Origin of the sequence: Polynucleobacter sp. (assembly GCF_040400325.1) — a bacterium.
Lineage (GTDB): Bacteria > Pseudomonadota > Gammaproteobacteria > Burkholderiales > Burkholderiaceae > Polynucleobacter.
Map to the genome: position 1 here is coordinate 58,682 of NZ_JBBAQK010000010.1, position 17,698 is coordinate 76,379.

Here is a 17,698-nt window from a genome sequence, read left to right on the forward strand (position 1 = left end):
CCTCAAAATCAAAAAATACTATTGATTAGTCAAGCGTTGCGCCCGACTTTTTCACCACAGCGCTCCAGCGAGCAATATCTGCACTCACTAGCTTACCAAAAGCATCACCGGTCAAGTTAGGTGTATCTGAACCGTTCTTTTCCCAAATTGATTTCATTTTTGGAGTATTTAGTGCCTTTTGGACTTCTACAATCATCTTATCGACGATCGGTTTTGGAGTGCCAGCAGGCGCAAAAAGAGAGTACCAAGTTGAAACGAGATAGTCAGGTAATCCAGCCTCTTGGAATGTCGGGACATTTGGGATAGCAGAACTACGTTTGTTTGAGGCTACAGCGATTGCCACCAATTTACCCGCATTAATTTGAGGAGCAGAAGTTGCTAGACCATCAAATTCAAGATCAATTTGCCCTGCCAGTAAATCATTCATTGCTGGGCCAGCACCCCGATATGGAATATGAGTAATAAAGGTGCCTGTCTGAATTTTATATAACTCGCCAGCAAGGTGATGCACAGTACCACTACCAGCGCTTGCATAATTATATTTGCCTGGATTTTTTTTCATTAATTGCTCGAATTCTTTTGCATTACGAGCACTGACACGGCTAGGATTCACTACCAATACTTGCGGCACGTTCGCTATCATCGCAACTGGGATGAAATTCTTCTCTATATCGTAGTCCAAATTTTTATACATGGATGGCGCAATCGTGTGATGTGACGCCCCAACAAACCAGGTATAGCCATCAGGGGCAGCTTTTGCGGCAACAGATGCACCTACTGTACCGCCAGCACCACCTCGGTTATCGATGAGAATCTGCTTTCCGAGTTGCTCTGTCAATTGAGCCGCTAAAGGTCTTGCAAAGGCATCTGTTCCACCACCAGCCGGAAACGGATTTATAAAGGTGATTGGTTTGTTGGGCCACTCTTGGGCCAGTGCAATCAATGGGCTTGCGCATAGTATTACCAGTACTTTCTTGAGCAATCCATTTAGATTTACTTGCTTAGTCATATCTGTCTCCTTCGTTTGCCATTTTTATTGGCTTGTTTATTTACTGCGGGTTTTATAAAGCTAATTCAGATTTCGTTCATTTTACGTCTTAACGGCACCTCATCATCCAAACTTATCCGCACAGCATTTATGGCGTCATTAAACGCCCTACTGCGCGAGAATAATCAATTTCTCCCTGGGTAAAACGCTCATGGTTCTCCTCCACTGAAGAAAGATCATATAAATAATTCACCATTAGCGAAGCAGATTGGCGCAAACCCTTACGGGATAGGTCGCCAGCCCAATTGATTTGATGTAATCTGGCGCCGTTACTCAAGTGAAACTTAGCCACAGGGTTACCATTTCTTCCGGCTGAACCCAGGCCCAAATAAAGACTGGCTAAGCATAACAAGGCTGATTTTTCTTTTTGAGTTGCATTATCAGGATGCCAACCAGCATTTAAACGCTCAGGCCAAGAGTGATGGTTCAGGCCCATCGCTTCTAATGCCTGATCTCGCGCAGTTCGAATCGCAGGCTTAAGTTGTGTACCTGATTTTTGATCGCTAATATCAGCGCCAGCAGCGATCCAATCTATGAATCCAGGAATAGGAGAAAGTGTGACAAAGGTTTTTAAACTGGGGAACTCCGCATGCAATTGCTCTGCAACCCGCTTGATTAAAAAATTGCCCATCGATACACCACGTAAACCAGGCTCGCAGTTACTAATCGAGTAAAAAGCTGCAACTTTATATTGAGATGCTTGATGCATGGTCTCTGCCTTTTTATCAACCAAAGGCATGACGATCGCTGGAATTTCAGGTAACAGCGCAACCTCAACGAATATCAGGGGTTCATGGGGCAATTGCGGATGAAAAAATGCGAAACATCTGCGATCCGGCTGCAGCCTCCTGCGCAAGTCATCCCAACCATCAATAGCATGCACCGCCTCATGTTGAATTAGCTTTTCCAAGACCTCTGCTGGTGACTTCCAATCCACCCGGTGCATTTTTAGAAAGCCGGGATTAAACCAAGAAGATAGTAAGTGGCGTAAATCAAAATCAACCGCAGTTAACTCAGGCTGCTTATCTAATAATTGCAATAAGTCTCGGCGCATTTCTACTAAAGCTCCTGTGCCATCACTTGCACGATTCAGACGACGAAATAATTCCTGTCTTGGGGGTTCAGCAACGCGCTGTAAGTTAATGTAATTTCGTGCATTTGCTTCTACTGCAAAATGTTGTGCGGCAGTCATCACTGCTGTTGGATCAGGGTTGAGCTTTTCAAATAAGAACGTAAAAAATTTGACATGCTGATCTTTAGATAGCTTACGATAGTTATGAATCACCTCATTTGCCATGCTGACAGCATTTGATTCTCCTCGCTCAGATGTGAGACGATTTACAGCCCCAGTGAGGCGTGAAAAATAGCGGGCTTTTGCAAGCTTTTCAAGCATGAAACTCTTTCAAAGAAAGGGGTTAGCGATTAATCGCTTAGCAAAACGAATGTATATCTATCAACTTTATGCTAATCATTAGACTACAAAAAGAGGATAGTTCATTGATTATTGCGATGCAACATGTGGGCTTCATCTGCAGCTTTTGAAAGACTTCCAGTCTTTACAAATGAGCAGAGTATTTCTAGTTTACGGAGTGTGACTTCTTCATTCAACATAGAAAGGAAGCTTTATCCCCTAAATACTGATGCTGTCTTAGATTTAAAAATAGTCAGAAGATAAATGCCAAAAATAATCATGGGAATACACAGCCATTGACCCATTGAGAGCCCAAGTCCCAGGAGCCCCAGAAAAGTATCAGGCTCGCGGGCATATTCAGCCATAAAGCGAAAAATTCCATAGCCTAGCAAGAAGAAACCAGAAACTTGTCCAACACGGCGAGGTTTGCCAGAATAGATCCACAATGCGATGCCTAGCAGAACACCTTCACCGAAGAACTGGTAAACCTGCGAAGGGTGCCTTGGTATGGAATCAACCATAGGGAACACCATTGCCCAGGGCAGATCTGTTGGTCTACCCCAAAGCTCGCCATTAATGAAGTTTCCAAGACGCCCGAAAGCCAAACCAAATGGCACTAAAGGGGCTACTAAATCACTCACCACAAAGAAAGAAGTTTTACGTTTACGTGCAAACCAATACAACGCTAGTAGCACGCCTAATAGTCCGCCATGGAAAGACATGCCACCTTCCCAAATTTTGAGAATATCTAAAGGATGCGCCAGATAATACCCTGGCATATAAAAGAGGCTATAGCCGATTCGGCCACCTAAGACTACCCCCAATACTCCAGCAAATAGAAGATCTTCTAGATCTTTATAAGTCCAAGCTAATGCTTGATAGCGCGGCGCCCGAATGCGCAATCTGCCTAACAATAAAAATTGTGCAAAGGCTAAGAGATACATCACCCCATACCAATGAATGGCAAAAGATCCGATTCGGATTGCTGCTGGATCAATCTCAGGATGAATCAACATTAAGCGCTCTTAGATTGATCAAAGTTATGTAATTCGTGTCCTAATTCTCGATATGCTTTATAACGCTCGCGCCCAGCCAGTCGCTCTGCTTCATTGACTGTAACAAGTTCAATAATTCTAGGAAAACGCGCCACTAAGGTAGGTACATCTTGGGGCATTCGCATACCTAAATGAATCATGATGTCTGCATGCGAAATGTGATTTAAGGCTGGAGAAGCAAAATCATCAGTCAGCACAATAGGCGTTTCAGTAGCGGCTTCATCATCAATAAAGCAATGGGGTAAAAAATCTGTAGTACTAAAGGTCCACAGCAACTCATCCAATTTTTTAAGATCTGCCTTTTCTCCCACCATCACAATTTGCCGAACTGGCTGACCGCTGGGCGTATCACTCCAAATACGCCGAGTAAGACGACATGCATATTGGAGTTTGTCAGCAACGTTGCTGTGAAAATCGATACGCGCCATGATGATTTAACTAAGCACCTTATCCCAGACTTAGCTTTGTTCAATCAGGTAATTGAGGAGTAAGGGAACTGGACGCCCAGTAGATCCTTTTGCTGCGCCACTTTTCCAAGCTGTGCCGGCAATATCCAAATGTGCCCAATGATATTTCTCTGTAAAGCGAGATAAAAAACAAGCAGCAGTCACACTTCCAGCAGGACGTCCACCAATGTTAGCGACATCCGCAAAATTAGACTTGAGTTGCTCGTGGTAAGCAGCATCTAAAGGTAAACGCCATACGGTATCTAAAGACGCTTTACCTGCTTTGGTTAAAGCATTTACAAGAGCCTCATCGTCAGAAAATAATCCGCTGTGTACATGACCTAAAGCAATAATGCAAGCGCCAGTCAAGGTAGCAACATCAATCACTACCTTTGGTTTAAAGCGCTCCACATAAGTTAAGGCATCACACAAAATCAAGCGACCTTCAGCATCAGTATTAAGAATCTCTATGGTCTGACCAGACATGCTTTTCACAATATCGCCAGGGCGGGTTGCGCTACCTGAAGGCATGTTCTCGCAAGTTGGGACCACGCCAATCACATTCTTCTTTAACTTCATTAGGGCGGCGGCATACATCGTGCCAATGACTGAAGCGGCGCCACACATGTCGTATTTCATCTCATCCATAGCCTCACCAGGCTTGAGAGAAATTCCACCGGTATCAAATGTGATGCCTTTACCAACCAATACGATTGGGGCTTCACCAGCTTTACCGCCTTGATGGCGCATCACAATAAATTGCGGCGGAGTATCAGAGCCTTTAGCAACAGATAAAAAAGAACCCATACCCAATGCTTCAATTTGCTTAAGACCTAATACCTCAACCTTAAGGCCCACCTTCTTGGTGAGTCCTTGCGCAGCCTTTCCTAAATAGCTTGGCGTACAAATATTGGGCGGCAGATTTCCTAAGTCTTTTGCCAAATTCATACCTTCAACCATGGCAACACCTTGAGCAACAGCTTCTTTTAATTCTTTACTACAAGCATCGTTACCAGCAAACACTAAATGCTTAAATGTGTCTGGGTGATCTTTCGCTTTAAATTTCATAGCGGGCTGACGAACACCAAATCGATAGGCTTGATCACCCGCATACTGAATCGTCAAACGCACTTCATCAGTAATGAAACTGCCCTGATGCGTTAGTGAAAAGCTAGGGACAAACCAAATAGCATCCTTAATAGCATTGCCACTAAGCACCTTTAATGCGGCACGGGCAATCTTGGAATATGAGATCAAGGTACGCTCGCTAGTAAGCTGTAAATCTCCTAAACCCACTAACAAAACGCGTTTCGCTTTAACCTCATTCGTAACCCATCTTTTTTCAGACCTGAAAACACATATAGAGGCTTGCTTGGAATCTAGATCGCCCACCACATTGGCATGGTTCACTGAACCACCTAATAATTGATCAAGCTCTGCCAAAAAACCAGACTTGGTTTTGGCGGCCTTACTTCCCCCAAAACTATCTAGATCTACCTTTGAATAAGCTAAGATCAGACAATCGGTGCTTTGAGCCAATAGGCTTTTCAGGCTAGATTTAAGAGATTTTTGGCTCCCCAGGTCAGCTTGAGGGAAAATCTTGGTACTAAATTGAATGGTCATAATTTATTGCGTTATTTATAAGTAAATTCAAGGGGATAAAGAGATGTTTATCCATTATCCTCCGACATGAGGGGAACCTCCGTATCAGCACTAATATAAGCCATTTACCAGCACCGAAACCTACTAAAGACCAAGCTCATCGCACCTCATGATTTTTAAAAAAGCCCTTCGCCGCGAACTCAGCTTCACCACTGGTGGAGTCTTCTTGGTGCTGGTCACAATCATGATTACCTCCCTAGTGATTCGTATCTTGGGTTATGCGGCCAATGGCGCAGTCAACCCAGAAGATGCGCTGGTTTTAATCGCCCTTGCGACTTTAGGGTATTTGGCCGTCATATTAACCGTCTCACTATTTGTAGCCACTTTAATTGTTTTGGTGCGGTGGTACAAAGATTCAGAAATGATTGTATGGTTTGCCAGCGGTCTGAGTGTCACCAACCTAATGCGTCCGATTCTACAGTTTGCTATTCCCATCATCATCATCATTGCTTTATTGGCGCTCTTTGTTTGGCCTTGGGCTAATCGAGAATCTACGCTCATTAGTCAGCGCTTTCAGCAGCGTGACGATATCTCCATGGTAACTGCCGGTCAATTTAAAGAATCGGCTAAAGCTGAACGGGTCTTTTTTATTGAAGAGCTGGATATCGATAAAAGTGCAGTAAAAAATATATTTGTGGCAGATACCAAAAATGGGCGTCTGAGCATTGCTGTAGCTTCTTCAGGCTATATTCAAAATGGTGAAGATGGTGAGAAATCAATCGTTCTAAATGATGGTCGCCGCTATGAAGGCAATCCTAGCGAGCCTAACTTTAGGATTCTAGAATTTAACGAATACACTACCAAAATCCGTAGTAAGAATGCTCTGGCGCCTGCACCGCGAGATCGAGAAAAGACGATCACCGAGCTATTGAATGACCCAAACCCCAAAGCTGAAAACCCAAATCGTGCGGAGCTTTTGTGGCGTATTGGCCTACCTTTGATGGCTTTAGGTTTAGTTTTAATTGCTATTCCACTAGCCTATGTCAACCCAAGATTAGGTAGCTATACAGCCATGTTCTATGCGGTATTGGTTTACCTGATCTATAGCAACCTGCTGAACTTAACTCAGAACTTTGTTGCACAAGGTAAGGTGAATGTATTCGTGGGTATTTGGCCAATCCACTTACTAGCGCTCATTATTGCAACTATATTGATTCGTAATCGTATCAATCCCTCTATTAAATGGTGGCGTCGACAGTTACCTGCTGCGCTTGGGAAAAATTAAGCCTCAACATGAAACTTTTTTTTCCTTATATCTTCGAACGGTATTTAGCCAAGCAAATTTACGCAACTTTTGGCTTTATTTTGTTTGCTTTAGTAGCATTATTTTTATTCTTTGACATCTTAAGTGAGCTTGGCTCAGTCCAGGGGCAATATACCCTTCCTTTAGTGTTACTTCATGTCCTTCTGAAGGCACCCAGTCGCATCTCAGAAATTATTCCCATTGCTACCTTAATCGGCAGTATTTATGTATTTTCAATGCTAGCAAGTCAATCCGAATTTACGATTTTAAGGATCGCCGGATTAGATGTGAAACGGGGATTGATCACCCTTGCGAAAATATCTGTACCACTCATTTTGCTTACTTTGGTCATGAGCGAATATGTAGGCCCTTACTCTGAAGCAAAATCTGATCAAATTCGCATGAAGGCTTTAGGCTCTTCTTTCTCATCACAATTTAAAACTGGTGTCTGGGTAAAAGATCGACTGCGTGATCAAAATGGCAATGGCCCTATTCGACCTGGTGTGCGTTATGTGAACGTTGGGAAAATTGATAAAGATAATGAAATTCGTAATATCCGAATGTATGAGTTTGATGATGTCTTTCATCTACTCTCCATTAGGAACGCCGCTTCGGGGCACTTTGATGAATCAGGCACTTGGGTTCTGAACGACGTTACTGAGACTCACTTTAAAGAAACTAAGTACTCTGATCCATTAGATCCTGCTTTCACAGCTCAAACGCAAAAGCACACTAAAGTCACCTTGGAATCTGATATAACCCCTCAGATTCTCAATGTGTTACTTGTCACCCCAGAAAAAATGTCGATTCTCAGTTTAGGTCGCTTCATTACCCACTTACAAGACAATAAACAAGATATTCAACGTCACTCGATCGCTTTTTGGAAAAAAGTGATTTACCCGTTCATTATTTATGTGATGCTCGCTTTGGCATTGCCGTTTGCTTATCTTAAGGTGCGTGCTGGCAGTATTGGTATTAAAGTGTTTGGCGGCATCATGCTCGGGATGGGTTTTCAACTCTTCAACTCACTCTTCTCCAATGTTGGACTCTTAGGTTCATGGCCCGCACTCATTACAGCCCTGATGCCGCCATTATTGTTTTTATTCTTGGCCCTGGTAGGACTTCGAAGGGTTTCCAAGGCTTAATACCTAAAATTCATTTAGAATTTAATTCCTATATCTTTGTAGATATATAGACAGGAATCAAGATGAATCTCCACCAATTCCGCTTTGTGAGAGAAGCGGTTCGACAAAACTTCAACCTCACCTCGGCTGCAAAAGCACTTTTTACGTCCCAACCAGGAGTCTCTAAAGCCATTATTGAACTAGAGGACGAGTTAGGCGTTGAAATATTCCGTCGTCACGGTAAGCGCATTCGCTCCCTCACAGAACCAGGTAAACGTATTTTAATTTCAATTGAACGAATTCTGGATGAAGTAGAAACTCTCAAGCGAGTAGGTAAAGACTTTGCTAGTCAAGATCAAGGCAATTTTGTCATCGCAACAACTCATACCCAGGCGCGCTACGCGCTGCCTAAAGTCCTCACAGAATTTACCAAGCGCTTTCCAAAAGTACGTGTGAGTATTCAGCAAGGTAGCCCAGGCCAAATTGCTGAGCTTCTCATGCATGATCACGCTGACATTGCGATTGCCACTGAAGGTATTGCTAATACTCCGGGTGTACTCGCTTTGCCAGGATATCAATGGCAGCACGTCCTAATGGTGCCCTTAAGTCACCCCCTACTCAATCAAGCCACTATCAACTTAGAAGAGATTGCTAAGTATCCAATCATCACATACGACAAAGCATTTGCTGGTCGAAGTAAAATTGATGCAGCCTTTGCGCAACGCAGTTTAAGTCCAGACATTATTCTTGAAGCGATCGATGCCGATGTTATTAAAACCTATGTAGAAGTCGGCATTGGTGTAGGCATTGTTGCTGGACTTGCATACGACGCTGATAAAGATCGTAATCTTAAGGTAATTCCTGTCGGACACTTATTTGGCAATAACGTTACCCATCTTGGAGTAAAGCAAGGCGCTTATCTTCGCTCCTTTGTTTACACCTTCATTGAGCTATTCTCCCCAACGCTCACCAAGAAAATTGTTGAGCAGGCGATGAATAATGAATCAGAGACCTATGAAATTTAGGACTCAAGAGCAGTTCAGCTATTTTAAGTGGTGCCTCGGGGCGGACTCGAACCGCCACGCCTTGCGGCACCGGATTTTGAGTCCGGCACGTCTACCAATTCCATCACCGAGGCAGGTGTTTGCAGTGGAAATTCTGCTAACTTTCTTACTTTGTACTGCTAAGACATGAGAGTGTAACAAAAATTGGGTAGTAATCTGCTACCTTTGCCCTAGAACCCCTTAAAATGAGGTCTTCTAGCCAAATTATTAAAAGGACTTACCCGCATGGCCGGCCACTCAAAATGGGCCAATATTCAGCACCGCAAAGGTCGTCAAGACGAAAAACGCGGCAAGATTTGGACCAAACTCATTAAAGAAATTACTGTTGCTGCCAAATTGGGTGGTGGTGATCTCGCTACCAACCCACATTTACGTTTAGCGGTTGATAAAGCCAAAGATTCCAACATGCCTAACGATAATATACAAAGAGCAATTCAGCGTGGCACAGGATCACTTGAAGGTGTTAACTACGAAGAAATTCGTTACGAGGGTTATGGTATTAATGGTGCAGCAGTCATTGTGGATTGTTTAACTGATAACCGAACTCGTACTGTCGCTGAAGTGCGCCATGCTTTTAATAAAAATGGTGGCAACATGGGTACTGAGGGTTCAGTTGCTTTCTTATTCAAGCACTGCGGGCAAATGCTATTTGCTCCCGGTGCAAATGAAAACCAACTAATGGAAGTCGCTTTGAATGCGGGCGCTGATGATGTGATTACCCATGATGACGGCTCATTAGAAGTATTAACCCCCGTTCCTGATTTCAGTAAAGTACAAGATGCGATTGCTCAATCCGGGTTGAAGGCTGAACTTGCTACAGTAGCGATGCGTCCTGAAACTGAGATTACTCTAGAAGGCGATCAAGCAGAGAGTATGCAAAAATTATTAGACGCCCTAGAAAACTTAGATGACGTTCAAGAAGTCTTTACGAATGCCACCCTTTAATCCTCCATCAACCTCTCTATTATGAAAATTCTACTAATTGGATCTGGCGGACGAGAACACGCTCTTGCTTGGAAGCTTGCCCAATCTCCCCAAGTACAAACTGTATTTGTGGCCCCAGGCAATGGTGGCACTGCTACAGCTAAACAATCTACAGCGGGCATTGAAAACCTTCCTATCACCGACTTACAAGAGCTAGTTGATTTTGCTAAACGTGAAAAAATTCACTTGACTGTTGTAGGGCCTGAAGCCCCATTAGCTGCAGGCATCGTGGATATCTTTCGAAATAATGGCCTGCGCATCTTTGGGCCAACACAATTGGCGGCACAGCTAGAATCCTCCAAAGATTTTTCTAAAGCCTTTATGAAACGTCATGGCATTCCAACTGCCAACTATCAAACCTTTTCTAGTGCACTTGAGGCACATACCTATATTGAGACTCATGGTGCACCCATTGTGGTTAAGGCAGATGGCTTAGCTGCTGGCAAAGGTGTTGTAGTGGCGATGAGTCTAGAAGAAGCTCATGCCGCTGTTGATATGATGCTGGCCGATAATAAATTGGGTAATGCTGGTGCGCGAGTCGTCATCGAAGAATTCTTAACCGGTGAAGAAGCTAGCTTTATCGTGCTTGTCGATGGTAAAAATGTTCTTGCTTTAGCTACCAGTCAAGATCACAAACGTTTATTAGATGCCGATCAAGGACCGAATACAGGTGGTATGGGTGCCTACTCCCCCGCCCCTGTCGTCACTCCAGAAATTCATGCGCGTGCTTTACGTGAAGTGATCATGCCTACTGTTAAGGGCATGGAGTCTGATGGCATTCCCTACACTGGATTTTTATACGCAGGCCTCATGATTGGCCCTGATGGCAAAATTAAGACCCTCGAATTTAACTGCAGGATGGGTGATCCAGAAACTCAACCCATCATGGCACGTCTACGTAGTGACTTGGTCAGTGCTTTAGATCATGCAGTAGATGGTAAGCTCAATGAGATAGATTTGGAATGGGATCGTCGTACTGCCTTAGGCGTTGTACTCGCAGCACATCACTATCCAGATACGCCACACAATGGTGATGTCATTAGTGGGGTTCCGATAGACACTGAAGATCAGATCACCTTTCATGCGGGTACTAAATTACTAGATGGAAAATTAGTGACTTCTGGCGGTCGTGTGATGTGTGTGGTTGGTCTTGCCGATACAGTCAGGGGTGCACAGCAAAAGGCTTATGAAGCTATCGAGCAAATAAAGTTTGACGGCATGCAATATCGTAAAGATATTGGCTATCGCGCGATTAAATAATCAAAGCTCTCACTCAAAGGTTAAATGAACTTGACAGATCAACAGACTCAAATTGATATCACAACCCTGAAGGACTATTTTTTAGGGTTACAAGATCGCATCACTAATGACATGAGTGGGCTTGATGGTGCCGCCTTTATCCCTGATGAATGGCATAAACCCGAGGACAGCAAACTCAAAGGATATGGTCGCACGTGCATATTGACTGCTGGCAATATTTTAGAAAAAGGCGGGGTGGGCTTCTCCCATGTACGCGGCGATCAAATGCCGCCTTCTGCTTCTCACCACCGACCAGAACTGGCTGGTCGCAGCTTTGAGGCCCTAGGAGTATCACTAGTCTTTCATCCACACAACCCTAAAGTACCCACTACCCATATGAATGTGCGCTGCTTCATTGCGCAAGTAAAAGATAAAGAGCCAATTTGGTGGTTTGGGGGTGGCTTTGATCTTACCCCCTACTATGGCGTAGATGAAGACTGTAAGCACTTTCATCAAACTGCTAAGGATGCGCTCGATCCCTTTGGAAAGGAGTTGTACCCGCGTTTTAAAAAATGGTGTGATGAATATTTTTACTTAAAACATCGTGATGAGCCGCGGGGCATTGGCGGGGTTTTCTTTGATGACTTTAACGAACTTGGCTTTGAAAAAAGTTTTGCGATGACACGCGCGCTTGGGGACTCGTTTATCAATGCCTATTTACCCATTGTGCAGCGCCGCTATCAAGATTCCTTTACCCCTGCAGAAAAATCTTTCCAAGAATATCGTCGTGGTCGATATGTGGAATACAACCTCATCTTCGATAGAGGAACTATCTTTGGCCTGCACTCTGGTGGTCGTACAGAGTCCATTTTGATGTCGATGCCTCCAGTGGTGCAATGGTGGTACAACTATGTGCCTGAACCTGGAACGCCTGAGGCCAAGCTCTATGATTATTACCTCAAGCCACGAGATTGGTTAGCTTGAGCACTCTGAAGAAAATCGGCATCCTAGGGGGAACTTTTGATCCGCCGCATATTGGCCATCTCAAGCTAGCGATTCATTTTGCAACAATATTACATTTAGATGAACTTCTACTGATTCCCAGCGGTGAGCCATGGCAAAAAGGTTCTGATATCACCTCTGCAGAAATTCGATTCCAATTAACTGAAGCAGCTGGTATCGATTTAGCAAGAGCGCTCTTACAACTCAAGATTTCAACGAAGATCAGTATTGATCGTCTCGAGATTGAACGTACCGGACCTAGTTACAGCATCAATACAGCTAAATCCCTACGAGAATGCTATGGGTCTGAAGCCAATTTAATTTGGTTAACTGGGGTTGATTCCCTAATTAATCTACCCACATGGAATTCTTGGCAAGATTTATTCAAATACATGAACTTTGCGGTAGCTAGTAGACCAAATTATGACCTTGCAGCTGAGATGAGCCCTGAAATCAGGCAGGCTTTACAAGAATATCAAACCCAAGATCTCATTGCCCTTGAAACCACAACTTATGGCCTCATCTATATTGATGAGAGCTTATCTGTTGACCTTTCCTCAACGGACCTTAGAAATCGGCTAAAAACATCTGACCGGAATTTGATTGAAGCAGATCAAATTCCATCACACACCCTACAAATCATTACAAATCTAGGCCTGTACCAATAATCAGGCTAAGATCATCCTAAATACAAAATAAATTACTCAGAAACTATGGACTTACGAAAACTGCAACGTGTCATTATTGATGCACTAGAAGATGTGAAGGCGCAAGATATTCGCGTTTACGACACTACCAAATTAAGCGAATTATTTGATCGCGTGATTATTGCAACTGGCTCTAGTAATCGTCAAACTCGCTCATTAGCAATGTCAGTCAAGGAAGATGTCAATGCCAAAGGTGGCGAAGTGATATCGATTGAGGGTTTAGAAACCGGAGAGTGGGTATTAGTAGATTGCGGCGACATCGTTGTCCACATTTTGCAACCGATGCTCCGCTCCTACTATCAGCTTGAAGGCATGTGGGGAGCTAAACCTGTACGCGTCAAGTTGGCCGGTGCAAAAGGTCTAGTCAAAGCTAGTGAATCTGACGACGACGAATAAGCCGTCCTCTCTCTATTGCAAGATGGATCTATGCGCTTAACCATTGTTTCGGTTGGTCACAAGATGCCAGACTGGGTGACTACTGCAACCCAAGATTACATCAAGCGTTTGCCTGCAGATTGCAGTATTGATATCAAAGAGATCAAACCTGATCTCACACCAGCCAAAGAGGCTCTCAAAATTACCGCTGCCATTCCAAAAGGCTCGAGAGTGATTGCCTTAGATGAACGCGGCAAAGATCAGACTACCCAAAATCTAGCGACTCAACTAGCCAGCTGGCGTCAAGAAGGTTTCGATATCACCTTTTTAATTGGGGGTGCTGATGGATTGGATTCTAGCTTGAAAGATGGTGCGCAAGCTATATGGCGACTCTCTAGCCTAACACTGCCCCATGCCATGGCCAGAGTCTTACTTGTGGAGCAACTGTATCGTGCTTGGACTATTTTGCAAGGTCACCCTTACCACCGTGAGTAATTCATTTATCTATTTAGCCTCCCAGAGCCCCCGTCGACAGGAATTGTTAAAACAGATTGGTGTGCGCTTTGAAATGCTAGCTCCAGATCCTAGCGAAGATAGCGAGAGCATTGAGATCCCTCTGCCCGATGAAAAAGCAAGGGCCTATGTAGAGCGTGTCACTATTGCCAAAAGTGTTGCTGCTCTGGCGCGTTGGAAAAAACAACAATTACCATGGGCTCCGATCCTGTGTGCCGATACCACTGTCAGTCTTCCCAATAGCGCTGCTGGAGAAATTTTGGGTAAGCCAACGGATGCTGCGGATGCTGCCCGTATTTTGACAATGCTCAGCGGTAAGACTCATGAAGTATTAACTGCGGTAGCTCTTACAATGAACCCGAGCGATCAACCTATATCTCTAGTACAAGTCTCAAAAGTCCAATTTTCCAATTTAAGTACCGATCAAATCAATACCTACATTGCTAGTGGGGAGACCTTTGGTAAAGCAGGCGCTTACGGCATTCAAGGTTTAGGCGCAATATTGATCCCTTCAATTCAAGGGAGTTATAGCGGTATCATGGGATTACCTTTATTTGAAACTACCCAACTACTCGACCGCGCTCAAGTTACCCGCATATGAATGAAGAAATCCTCATCAATATCACGCCGCAAGAGACACGCGTTGCCCTCATTCAGCAAGGTGCCGTCCAAGAGCTTCAAATTGAACGTACTCGTCAACGTGGCATTGTTGGCAATATCTATTTAGCAAAAGTAGTACGTGTCTTACCAGGAATGCAATCAGCCTTTATTGAAGTTGGTCTTGAGCGTACAGCCTTTATGCACGTCGCTGACATTACTCAAAACAATCCGACGGCTCAAATCGAAAAGCTCTTATTTGGAGGGCAAACAGTTCTAGTGCAAGTTTTAAAAGATCCTTTGGGCACCAAAGGCGCTCGTTTAACAACACAGCTCAGTATTGCTGGTCGCAATTTGGTGTATCTACCACCATCTGGTAGTGATACCGCCACGGAGAAATATATTGGCGTATCACAGCGGATCGATCAACCCGAAGAACGTGAGGCAATCAAAGTCCGTCTAGCTGGCTTGATGTCTGCTGATGAAAAGGGCGGCATTATCGTGCGCACGAGTGCTCAAGATGCGACTGATACCGAGTTACAACATGACATGCTTTACTTACGCACTACCTGGGAAAACATTCGTGAATCGATGAATCACCATGCTGCACCAAGCCTACTCTATCAAGATCTGAGTTTGGCAGAACGAGTGCTACGCGATGTTGCTGGCGATGAAACTACACAAATTCGAGTTGATTCAGCGGAGAACTTTGAGAAACTGAAGGGTTTTGCTAGTTTATATATGCCTAATTTATTAGGGAAGTTGACGCTGCACCGAGGCGAACGCGCCCTTTTTGATTTATTCGACGTTGATTCTGAAATTAATAAAGCCTTGGGTCGAAGGGTAGATCTCAAGTCTGGTGGCTATCTCATGATTGACCAAACTGAATCAATGACGACCATTGATGTCAATACCGGAAGCTATGTAGGTGCGCGAAATTTAGACGACACTGTCTTTAAAACCAATCTTGAGGCAGCCCAAGCAATTGCTCGTCAATTACGATTACGTAATCTGGGTGGCATTATCATCATCGACTTTATTGATATGGTGAGCAAGGATCACCAAGAATCTGTATTGCATGAACTCAAGCGCAACCTAGAGCGCGATCATTCACGGACATCAATCAGTGATTTTTCCGCATTAGGCTTGGTGGAGATGACTCGTAAACGTACCCGTGAATCCTTGGCTCATATTACCTGCGAGCCCTGCGCTACTTGCATGGGTAAGGGAGAGGTGAAGACGCCTCAAACCATCTGCTATGAAATTTTGCGTGAAATTGTTCGTGAACATCGCCAATTTAATCCGCGAGAATTTAGGATTGTTGCAGCTCCAGATGTGATTGACCTCTTTTTAGAAGAGGAAAATCAATTCTTAGCCCAATTAGGTGATTTTATTGGCAAGCCGATAACACTTCAGGCAGAAGGTAGCTTCCGCCAAGAGCAATACGATATCGTACTCAGTTAACTATTTGAAAATTGGATACGGTGCAAACTGGCATAGAGGCCGTTGCGTTGAATCAAATCTTCATGAGAGCCATTTTCAATAATTTGACCGTGCTCCAAGACCACAATCCGACTAGCATGCTCAATCGTTGATAAACGATGCGCGATGACTAAGGTAGTTCTACCAGCCATCAAACGCTCTAAAGCATCCTGGACCTGACGTTCGGACTCAGAATCGAGTGCTGAAGTAGCCTCATCTAAGATCAAAATCGGGGCATTCTTATAAATCGCTCTAGCAATCGCCAAACGCTGACGCTGACCGCCTGATAAACGATTGCCATTATCGCCGACTAAAGAATCAATTCCTTCCGGTAACTCCTGGATAAGAGCCGTCAGATTTGCAGCTCCTAAAGCCTGTGTAACTCGCGCACGATCAATACCTTTTTCATCAAATGCACCGTAGGCTACGTTAGCAGCTATCGTGTCATTAAATAAAACAACGTCTTGACTAACAAAGGCGATTTGCTTGCGCACATCTGCCAAGATAATATCTTCTAGAGGAATGTCATCCAAGTAGATATGTCCTGTAGTGGGTTTAAAGAAGCGTGGCAATAAATTGACTAAAGTAGACTTTCCTCCACCTGAAGGTCCTACAAATGCAACCACCTCTCCTGGCGCAATATTGAGGTTAATGCCACGCAGAGCATCTTGACGCCCCTCTTCTTGCTGATAGGAAAATCCAACATCTTCAAAACGAATACCGCCCTCAGTCTTATTGAGGGGCTTCATATTCAGCTTGCGATCTTCTTCTTCTTCGAAAGGTTGGTCCATTAACGCAAAAATCATCTCTGCAGCAGTGAGACCACGCTGCAAGGGCTGGTTAATATCCGCTAAATGTTTTAGAGGTGAAATCACTAACATCATGGCTGTAACAAAGGCAGCAAAACCTCCAACCGTTGTTCCTTGGGTGACTGATTGCATCAAAGCAATCACCAAAACAACTGATAAAGCCATCGAGGCAATGAGTTGGGTAATAGGCTGATTAAGACCGCCGACAACTGCTGACTTTAGTGCAAATTGGCGTAGACGTTGGGCCTTTTCCATAAAGCGCTGCATCTCATAAGACTCAGCACCATGTACTTTAACTATCTTATGCCCTGCAACAGATTCTTCAACGATATAGGCTAATTCACTTGTCAGTGTTTGTTGTTCGCGATTCAGGGACCGTAAGCGGCGATTAATTTTGCTCATGATGAAAGCAATGATTGGGAAAATCACTAACACCACGAGCGTGAGCTGCCAGTTCAAGTAGATCAGGTAACCAATCAAACCAATCACAGTTAAAGAGTCGCGCACCAGACTAATTAACATTCCACCCATAATGGTGAGAATATTATTCACCTCAAATACGACAGCATTAATTAAATGTGAAGCAGAGTTCTGTTGAAAGAAAACAGTGCGAGCGCGCAATAGAGTATGAAACATTCGCTCGCGCAATTTAAGGAGTACTGAGTTAATGACCCGGGTGAGCAAATAATTCGAGAAAAACTGCGCCAAACTACGGATAACAGCCAAGCCCACTAAGAAAACGGGAACCTGCCACAGCTTGTTATTCAGCTCGCCAGTAAAGCCCCTATCGAGCAATGGCTTCATTAAGGCAGGGATGGATGTTTCAGATGCTGCCACAACAACCATAGCCAATAAAGAGCCAATAATGAGCTTAATATGGGGTTTGAGATACTGAATTAAGCGATTTAGGGTAGTCCGGTCTTGAGCATTCATATAA

General features: G+C 44.0%; 16 protein-coding genes, 1 tRNA gene and 1 pseudogene. 11 read left to right on the plus strand and 7 right to left on the minus strand.

The window, feature by feature from the left end; genetic code table 11:
• Positions 1-25: 25 nt before the first annotated feature.
• The 5 genes from ABWP14_RS08645 to ABWP14_RS08665 form a co-directional block, all read right to left on the minus strand.
• On the minus strand, positions 26-1,009 hold the full coding sequence (locus tag ABWP14_RS08645) for a Bug family tripartite tricarboxylate transporter substrate binding protein (RefSeq protein ID WP_353202565.1): 984 nt from the start codon (positions 1,007-1,009) through the stop codon (positions 26-28).
• 127 nt (positions 1,010-1,136) lie between these two features.
• Positions 1,137-2,441, minus strand: a complete 1,305-nt coding sequence (locus tag ABWP14_RS08650; protein ID WP_353202566.1) for a malonyl-CoA decarboxylase domain-containing protein — start codon at positions 2,439-2,441, stop codon at positions 1,137-1,139.
• Positions 2,442-2,671: 230 nt separating this feature from the next.
• Positions 2,672-3,475, minus strand: coding sequence for a prolipoprotein diacylglyceryl transferase (gene lgt, locus ABWP14_RS08655; protein ID WP_353202567.1), 804 nt, complete (start codon positions 3,473-3,475; stop codon positions 2,672-2,674).
• Positions 3,475-3,942 (minus strand): DNA polymerase III subunit chi, encoded by a 468-nt coding sequence (locus tag ABWP14_RS08660; RefSeq protein ID WP_353202568.1) that lies wholly within the window; start codon positions 3,940-3,942, stop codon positions 3,475-3,477. Before ABWP14_RS08660 ends, lgt begins: the two co-directional genes overlap by 1 nt.
• A gap of 30 nt (positions 3,943-3,972) precedes the next feature.
• Positions 3,973-5,577 (minus strand): leucyl aminopeptidase, encoded by a 1,605-nt coding sequence (locus tag ABWP14_RS08665; protein WP_502930165.1) that lies wholly within the window; start codon positions 5,575-5,577, stop codon positions 3,973-3,975.
• Positions 5,578-5,731: 154 nt separating this feature from the next.
• Between ABWP14_RS08665 and lptF the strand changes: the two genes are divergently transcribed.
• The 3 genes from lptF to ABWP14_RS08680 all read left to right on the plus strand — a co-directional run bounded on the left by lptF (position 5,732) and on the right by ABWP14_RS08680 (position 9,014).
• A complete protein-coding gene (gene lptF / locus ABWP14_RS08670) occupies positions 5,732-6,847 on the plus strand; it encodes an LPS export ABC transporter permease LptF (protein ID WP_353202570.1) in 1,116 nt (371 codons plus the stop codon).
• Positions 6,848-6,855: 8 nt separating this feature from the next.
• On the plus strand, positions 6,856-8,010 hold the full coding sequence (lptG, locus tag ABWP14_RS08675; protein ID WP_353202571.1) for an LPS export ABC transporter permease LptG: 1,155 nt from the start codon (positions 6,856-6,858) through the stop codon (positions 8,008-8,010).
• A gap of 62 nt (positions 8,011-8,072) precedes the next feature.
• Positions 8,073-9,014, plus strand: a complete 942-nt coding sequence (locus ABWP14_RS08680; protein WP_353202572.1) for a CysB family HTH-type transcriptional regulator — start codon at positions 8,073-8,075, stop codon at positions 9,012-9,014.
• A 28-nt stretch (positions 9,015-9,042) separates the two neighbouring features.
• Here the strand turns inward: ABWP14_RS08680 and ABWP14_RS08685 are convergent.
• Positions 9,043-9,127 (minus strand) — tRNA-Leu (locus ABWP14_RS08685).
• Between the two features lie 151 nt (positions 9,128-9,278).
• On the opposite strand from ABWP14_RS08685, the gene ABWP14_RS08690 reads away from it, so the two are divergent.
• The 8 genes and pseudogenes from ABWP14_RS08690 to rng all read left to right on the plus strand — a co-directional run bounded on the left by ABWP14_RS08690 (position 9,279) and on the right by rng (position 15,934).
• Positions 9,279-9,998 carry a YebC/PmpR family DNA-binding transcriptional regulator gene (locus tag ABWP14_RS08690; RefSeq protein WP_353202573.1) on the plus strand — a complete coding sequence of 240 codons (720 nt, stop codon included), beginning with the start codon at positions 9,279-9,281 and terminating at the stop codon, positions 9,996-9,998.
• 21 nt (positions 9,999-10,019) lie between these two features.
• Entirely contained in the window at positions 10,020-11,297 is a 1,278-nt protein-coding gene (purD, locus tag ABWP14_RS08695) for a phosphoribosylamine--glycine ligase (protein ID WP_353202574.1), read from the plus strand.
• Positions 11,298-11,348: 51 nt separating this feature from the next.
• Positions 11,349-12,260, plus strand: coding sequence for an oxygen-dependent coproporphyrinogen oxidase (hemF, locus tag ABWP14_RS08700; RefSeq protein ID WP_502930166.1), 912 nt, complete (start codon positions 11,349-11,351; stop codon positions 12,258-12,260).
• Entirely contained in the window at positions 12,257-12,946 is a 690-nt protein-coding gene (locus ABWP14_RS08705) for a nicotinate-nucleotide adenylyltransferase (RefSeq protein ID WP_353202575.1), read from the plus strand. Before hemF ends, ABWP14_RS08705 begins: the two co-directional genes overlap by 4 nt.
• 45 nt (positions 12,947-12,991) lie before the next feature.
• A pseudogene (gene rsfS, locus ABWP14_RS08710) lies at positions 12,992-13,378 on the plus strand (ribosome silencing factor); the annotation flags it as partial.
• Positions 13,379-13,411: 33 nt separating this feature from the next.
• Positions 13,412-13,855 (plus strand): 23S rRNA (pseudouridine(1915)-N(3))-methyltransferase RlmH, encoded by a 444-nt coding sequence (gene rlmH / locus ABWP14_RS08715; protein ID WP_353202576.1) that lies wholly within the window; start codon positions 13,412-13,414, stop codon positions 13,853-13,855.
• Entirely contained in the window at positions 13,848-14,474 is a 627-nt protein-coding gene (locus tag ABWP14_RS08720; RefSeq protein ID WP_353202577.1) for a Maf family protein, read from the plus strand. The genes rlmH and ABWP14_RS08720 overlap by 8 nt, the downstream gene beginning before the upstream one ends.
• Complete coding sequence (gene rng, locus ABWP14_RS08725; RefSeq protein WP_353202578.1) at positions 14,471-15,934, plus strand: ribonuclease G; 1,464 nt, start codon at positions 14,471-14,473, stop codon at positions 15,932-15,934. Before ABWP14_RS08720 ends, rng begins: the two co-directional genes overlap by 4 nt.
• On the opposite strand, the gene msbA is transcribed toward rng, so the two are convergent.
• Positions 15,931-17,694, minus strand: a complete 1,764-nt coding sequence (gene msbA / locus ABWP14_RS08730) for a lipid A export permease/ATP-binding protein MsbA (RefSeq protein WP_353202579.1) — start codon at positions 17,692-17,694, stop codon at positions 15,931-15,933. The genes rng and msbA overlap by 4 nt on opposite strands.
• Positions 17,695-17,698 lie beyond the last annotated feature (4 nt).

Coding starts and splice junctions, on each gene's coding strand:
- ABWP14_RS08645 (WP_353202565.1), bottom strand. CDS start 1,009: ATGACTAAGCAAGTAAATCTAAATGGATTGCTCAAGAAAGTACTGGTA.
- ABWP14_RS08650 (WP_353202566.1), bottom strand. CDS start 2,441: ATGCTTGAAAAGCTTGCAAAAGCCCGCTATTTTTCACGCCTCACTGGG.
- lgt (WP_353202567.1), bottom strand. CDS start 3,475: ATGTTGATTCATCCTGAGATTGATCCAGCAGCAATCCGAATCGGATCT.
- ABWP14_RS08660 (WP_353202568.1), bottom strand. CDS start 3,942: ATGGCGCGTATCGATTTTCACAGCAACGTTGCTGACAAACTCCAATAT.
- lptF (WP_353202570.1), top strand. CDS start 5,732: ATGATTTTTAAAAAAGCCCTTCGCCGCGAACTCAGCTTCACCACTGGT.
- lptG (WP_353202571.1), top strand. CDS start 6,856: ATGAAACTTTTTTTTCCTTATATCTTCGAACGGTATTTAGCCAAGCAA.
- ABWP14_RS08680 (WP_353202572.1), top strand. CDS start 8,073: ATGAATCTCCACCAATTCCGCTTTGTGAGAGAAGCGGTTCGACAAAAC.
- ABWP14_RS08690 (WP_353202573.1), top strand. CDS start 9,279: ATGGCCGGCCACTCAAAATGGGCCAATATTCAGCACCGCAAAGGTCGT.
- purD (WP_353202574.1), top strand. CDS start 10,020: ATGAAAATTCTACTAATTGGATCTGGCGGACGAGAACACGCTCTTGCT.
- rlmH (WP_353202576.1), top strand. CDS start 13,412: ATGCGCTTAACCATTGTTTCGGTTGGTCACAAGATGCCAGACTGGGTG.
- rng (WP_353202578.1), top strand. CDS start 14,471: ATGAATGAAGAAATCCTCATCAATATCACGCCGCAAGAGACACGCGTT.
- msbA (WP_353202579.1), bottom strand. CDS start 17,694: ATGAATGCTCAAGACCGGACTACCCTAAATCGCTTAATTCAGTATCTC.